General features: G+C 70.7%; 4 protein-coding genes and 1 pseudogene. 4 read left to right on the forward strand and 1 reads right to left on the reverse strand.

Features of this window, described 5'->3' with window-relative positions:
• Nucleotides 1–294: 294 nt before the first annotated feature.
• The 4 genes from pip (at nucleotide 295) to ACFWPJ_RS25145 (ending at nucleotide 4,242) form a co-directional block, all read left to right on the forward strand.
• Nucleotides 295–1,257: a prolyl aminopeptidase gene (pip, locus tag ACFWPJ_RS25130; protein WP_378854845.1), complete on the forward strand. Its 963-nt coding sequence runs from the start codon at nucleotides 295–297 to the stop codon at nucleotides 1,255–1,257.
• 4 nt (nucleotides 1,258–1,261) lie between these two features.
• Nucleotides 1,262–2,119 (forward strand): CHAD domain-containing protein, encoded by an 858-nt coding sequence (locus ACFWPJ_RS25135; RefSeq protein ID WP_378854846.1) that lies wholly within the window; start codon nucleotides 1,262–1,264, stop codon nucleotides 2,117–2,119.
• A 69-nt stretch (nucleotides 2,120–2,188) separates the two neighbouring features.
• Entirely contained in the window at nucleotides 2,189–3,586 is a 1,398-nt protein-coding gene (locus tag ACFWPJ_RS25140; RefSeq protein WP_378854847.1) for a sensor histidine kinase, read from the forward strand.
• Nucleotides 3,587–3,600: 14 nt separating this feature from the next.
• The gene (locus ACFWPJ_RS25145) at nucleotides 3,601–4,242 is read left to right on the forward strand and encodes a LuxR C-terminal-related transcriptional regulator (protein WP_378854848.1); all 642 of its coding nucleotides are present in this window, start codon (nucleotides 3,601–3,603) and stop codon (nucleotides 4,240–4,242) included.
• A 59-nt stretch (nucleotides 4,243–4,301) separates the two neighbouring features.
• On the opposite strand, the pseudogene ACFWPJ_RS25150 reads toward ACFWPJ_RS25145, so the two are convergent.
• Nucleotides 4,302–4,700: pseudogene (locus tag ACFWPJ_RS25150) on the reverse strand (RNB domain-containing ribonuclease); the annotation flags it as partial.

Genomic DNA, 4,700 nt, shown 5'->3' on the forward strand with positions numbered 1-4,700 from the left:
ACAGATCAGGCACCGTTGCTTGCTCCTTCGTCGCCTACGCAACGGCACCTGACCGGCGGGACGGCCGCGACGGCCGACTGCGTCGGCCTGCCCTCCTCGAGGTCGGGCGCACATGGCTGGTTGATTCGGTGCGCGGACGTCTCAGGGGTGTGCCGGGTGGTGACGGGTGGCAGACTCGATGGCGACAGAGTCCACACGAGTAGGGGTATCGATGCCGCATCGCCGTTGGAAGGTCCGTGCCGTGCGCGCGGGCGCGTTCACCCTGCCGAATCTCGCTGCGGGATCGGTGTTCTGATGCGCGAGCTGTACCCGGCGATCGAGCCGTTCGACAAGGGTCTGCTCGACGTCGGTGACGGGCAGTCGGTGTACTGGGAGGTCAGCGGCAACCCCGACGGCAAGCCGGTGGTGTTCGTGCACGGCGGGCCCGGCGGTGGCACCGCTCCGCTGCAACGGCGCTTCTTCGACCCCGCGGTCTACCGGATCGTGCTGTTCGATCAGCGCGGCTGCGGGCAGTCGGTGCCGCACATCGCCGACGGCGCGAGCCTGGACGTCAACACCACGCCGCACCTGATCGCCGACATGGAACTGCTGCGCGCGCACCTCGGCATCGAACGCTGGCAGGTGTTCGGCGGTTCGTGGGGTTCCACCCTCGGCCTCGCCTACGCCCAGGCCCATCCCGAGCGGGTGACCGAACTGGTGCTGCGCGGGATCTTCCTGTTGCGGCGCAAGGAGATCGACTGGTACTACAACGGCGCCGCGGGCAACGTGTACCCGGCCGAGTGGTCGAAATTCCTGGCCCCGGTCCCCGTCGAGCAGCGCGGCGACGACCTGGTCGAGGTGTATCACCGGCTGCTGCACTCCCCCGATCCGCGGGTGGCCCTCGAGGCCGCCGTCGCGTGGTCGACGTGGGAAGGCGCGACGAGTTCGCTACTGCCGCAACCGGATCGGATCGCCGAGACCGGCGAGGCGCGCTTCGCGCTGGCCTTCGCCCGGATCGAAAACCACTATTTCCGGCACGGCGGATTCCTCGACGAGGGACAGTTGCTGCGTGACCTCGATCGGATCGCCCACATCCCCGGCGTGATCGTGCAGGGCCGCCACGACATCGTGTGCCCCGCGGTGAGCGCCTGGGAACTGCACAGGGCCTGGCCGGGCTCCACGCTGCACATCGTCGAGGACGCCGGGCACACCGCCCACGAACCCGGCATCACGCATCACCTGGTCGAGGCGACCGATGCGTTCGGGAAGATAGGCTGAAATCATGGCGCGCAAGGCCGGGAAAGCCGTTGTCGCGGCGCTCCGCGAGGACATCGACCGGCTGCTTGCCGCCGACCCTGACGTGCGCGCCGACGCCGACGACTCGGTCCACCAGATGCGGGTGGCCACACGCAGGCTGCGCAGCGTGCTGCGCTCCTATCGCGACCTGTTCGACCACCATCAGGCCGCCGCGACCGTGACCGAACTGAAGTGGCTGGCCGATCTGCTCGGCGTCGCCCGCGACGCGGAGGTGCGCGCCGCGCGGTTCGAGGATCTGCTCGCCGGGCATGACGAGGTCCCCGCCGAGGTGACCGAGGCTCTGGTCGGGGCATCCAGGAACGCCTACACCGACGCGCACGCGATCGTGCTCACCGAACTCGACGGTATGCGCTACCGCCACCTGGCCGAGGTGCTGCAAGCCTGGCGGACCGAGCCACCGCTGGCCGCCGACCTGGCGCACGAGAAGGCCCGGCACGTCTTCGACAAGGTCGTGCGCCGCGACCGCAAACGCCTGCGCAAACTCGTCTTCGCCGAACCCACCGCCGCACCGGCCGAGCGCGTCGAAATGCTGCACGATATCCGCAAGGGCGCCAAGCGCTTACGCTATTCCTGCGAGGCCGCGGGCGAGGTCCTCGGCACCGACGCCACCGATCTCGGCACCCGCGCCAAACGCCTGCAAACCGTCCTCGGCGACCACCGCGACGCCGTCGAATCCCGCGAAGCCATCCTCGCCGCGGCCCCCGGCCCGAACTCCACCCTCTACGAACTCCTCGCCGACGCCGAGGAAGCCGCCGCGGGCAGATCCCTGGCCCGCTACCCCGCCGCCGCCGCCTTCGTCTCGGCCGCCGGGTTGAGGGTGTAGCTGGCTACACCGTCGACCCGGTGGCCAGCTCCATCGAGAACGCGGCGCGCCACGACAACCATGGGAGTCATGACGCACACACCAGCCGAGCCGACGGTGATCATCGGCAGTTCCGGCGAGCAGACCGAGGTGATCGACGCCCGACGGGCGGACCGGGGCCACCGCGGCGGGGTGCTCGCCACCGTGGCGCGGGCGCCCTTCCGGCTCAGGACCTGGAAGGAGCTCGGCTACCTGATCCTGTCGTTCGTGCTCGGCTGCGTGGCCGTGTGCTACCTGTTCTTCGGTTTCGGCGGCGGGCTGTACGCGTCGATCTTCCTCGTCGGCATCCCGCTGCTGGCGGTGATCCTGCTCGGCGGCCGGGTGTGGGGGCGGATCTACCGGTCGCTCGGCGGCGCACTGCTCGGCATCCGGGTCGAGGCGCCACCGGCCTTCGTCCGTGGACCGGGCCTGATCGGTTTCCTGAAGAGCGCGTTCACCGATCGGGTGAGCTGGCGTGCCGCGCTGTTCCTGCTCGCCCAGTCCGTGCTCGGCGTGGTGGTCGGCTATGTCGTGCTCGTCGTGACCGCGATGGTCGCGTTCACGGCGATCTCCCCGATTCCGTGGCTGCTGGTCGATCCGGTCCAGGTGGACGAGAGCGGGGTCGAGCGGCACAGCCTCGTGCAGTTCGGTTCGTTCTATGTCGACACCTGGCCCCGGGTGCTGGCCATGTCCGGCATCGGCCTCGCGTTGTGTTTCGCGCTGCCGTGGCTGTTCCGCGGCGTCTGCTGGGTGCACGGGATGCTGATCACCCACTTGCTGGCGGCGACCCCGCGAGACCGGCAGCTGGCCGAGCTGCGCGCCAGCCGGAAGGCCGCGGTCGACGACGCCGCCGCGACGCTGCGCCGGGTCGAGCGCGACCTGCACGACGGCACGCAGGCGCGCCTGGTCACCATCGCGATGGCCCTCGGCCGGGCCGAGGAACGCTTGGCCACCGGCGGTGACCCCGGCGATCTCGTCGCCGAGGCCCGCGCCGGCGCCAAGGAGGCGCTGACCGAGCTGCGCGAACTGGTCCGTGGCATCCACCCGCCCGCACTCGAACTCGGTCTCGGTCCCGCCCTGGAGACGCTCACCGCCCGCTGCGCGGTGCCGGTCGAGCTGCGCGTCCACCTGCCGCGGCGGCCGAGCCCCGCGATCGAGGCGATCGCCTATTTCTCGGTCGCCGAACTGCTCACCAATGTGGTCAAACACGCACGGGCGACGGAGGTTACCGTCACGGTGTCGCCCGAGGGCTTGCGCTCCCTGGCGATCACCGTGCGCGACAACGGAATCGGTGGTGCGCAGCCTTCCGGCACCGACGCGGCGGGTGGCAGCGGGCTGGCCGGTCTCGCCGCCCGCGCGAAGGCCGTCGACGGCACACTCACCGTCGACAGTCCCGCCGGCGGGCCTACCGTGGTGACCATGGTGTTGCCGATGGCGGGTCCGCAGTGAGCGCGCCCGGGTCGCTGCGGGTGGTGATCGCCGAGGACAGCGCCATCCTGCGGGACGGGCTGGCCGGACTGCTGACCGAACGCGGCCACGAGGTGGTGGCGATGGTCGGTGACGCACTGTCGTTGCGCGAGGTGGTCGGCACCCAGCGGCCCGACGTCGCGGTGGTGGACGTGCGGATGCCGCCCACGTTCACCGACGAGGGACTGCTGGCCGCGATCGAACTGCGCCGGGCGTACCCGGGTGCCGGTGTGCTGGTCTTCTCCCAGTGGATCGAAACCCGGTACGCGACAGAACTTCTCGCGGCGGGTGCCGGTGGGGTCGGCTACCTGCTCAAGGACCGGGTCGCCGATGTCGCCGATTTCGTCGACGCGCTGCACCGGGTCGCGACCGGCGGCACCGCGCTCGACCCTGAGGTGGTGAAGCAGCTGATGGGCGCGTCAAGGCAGCAGGACTCGCTGACCCGGCTCACTCCCCGCGAGCGTGAGGTGCTCGAGCTGATGGCCCAGGGCCTGACGAACAGCGCGATCGCCGCGGCCATCACCGTCACCGAGCGCGCGGTCGAGAAGCACATCGGCAACATCTTCACCAAACTCGACCTGCCACCCTCGGACACCCACCACCGCAGAGTGCTCGCGGTCCTGCGCCTGCGCGGGTGAGCGAGGGACCCTGGGTGGGGATTACCGAGGGTTCCCGGAGTCCAGCGGTGACGCGGCCGTCAGTGCGCAGCGTCGCCGTCGTATTCGAAAGCGATCGTCCGGGTCGCGACGTCGGCCACCGCGAGGCGTACGGAGACATGTTCGCCTTCCGGCGGCTTCCCCTCACATCGGCCGAGGATCGGGGGGTCGGCGACGAAGATCTCGGCGGGCCTGCTGCCGTTGGCCTCCCGCAGGACGAGGGCGGAGAACTCGGCGCCGACCCGGGGTGCCAGGACAGTCGCCTCGGTCAGGTCCACGCAGGCGCGGTCCACCTTGTTGGCCACGGCATCGGTGCGGCGCAGGGTTTCGGCCGCGGGGCCGAGGCCGTCGACCACCCACTGCGGCACTTCGGCACCGGCGCAGTGGGCCAGGCAGATCTCGGTGGTGAACCTGTCGGCGAGGCGACGCAGCGGGGCCGT

Origin of the sequence: Nocardia sp. NPDC058497 (assembly GCF_042720195.1) — a bacterium.
Classification (GTDB): domain Bacteria; phylum Actinomycetota; class Actinomycetes; order Mycobacteriales; family Mycobacteriaceae; genus Nocardia.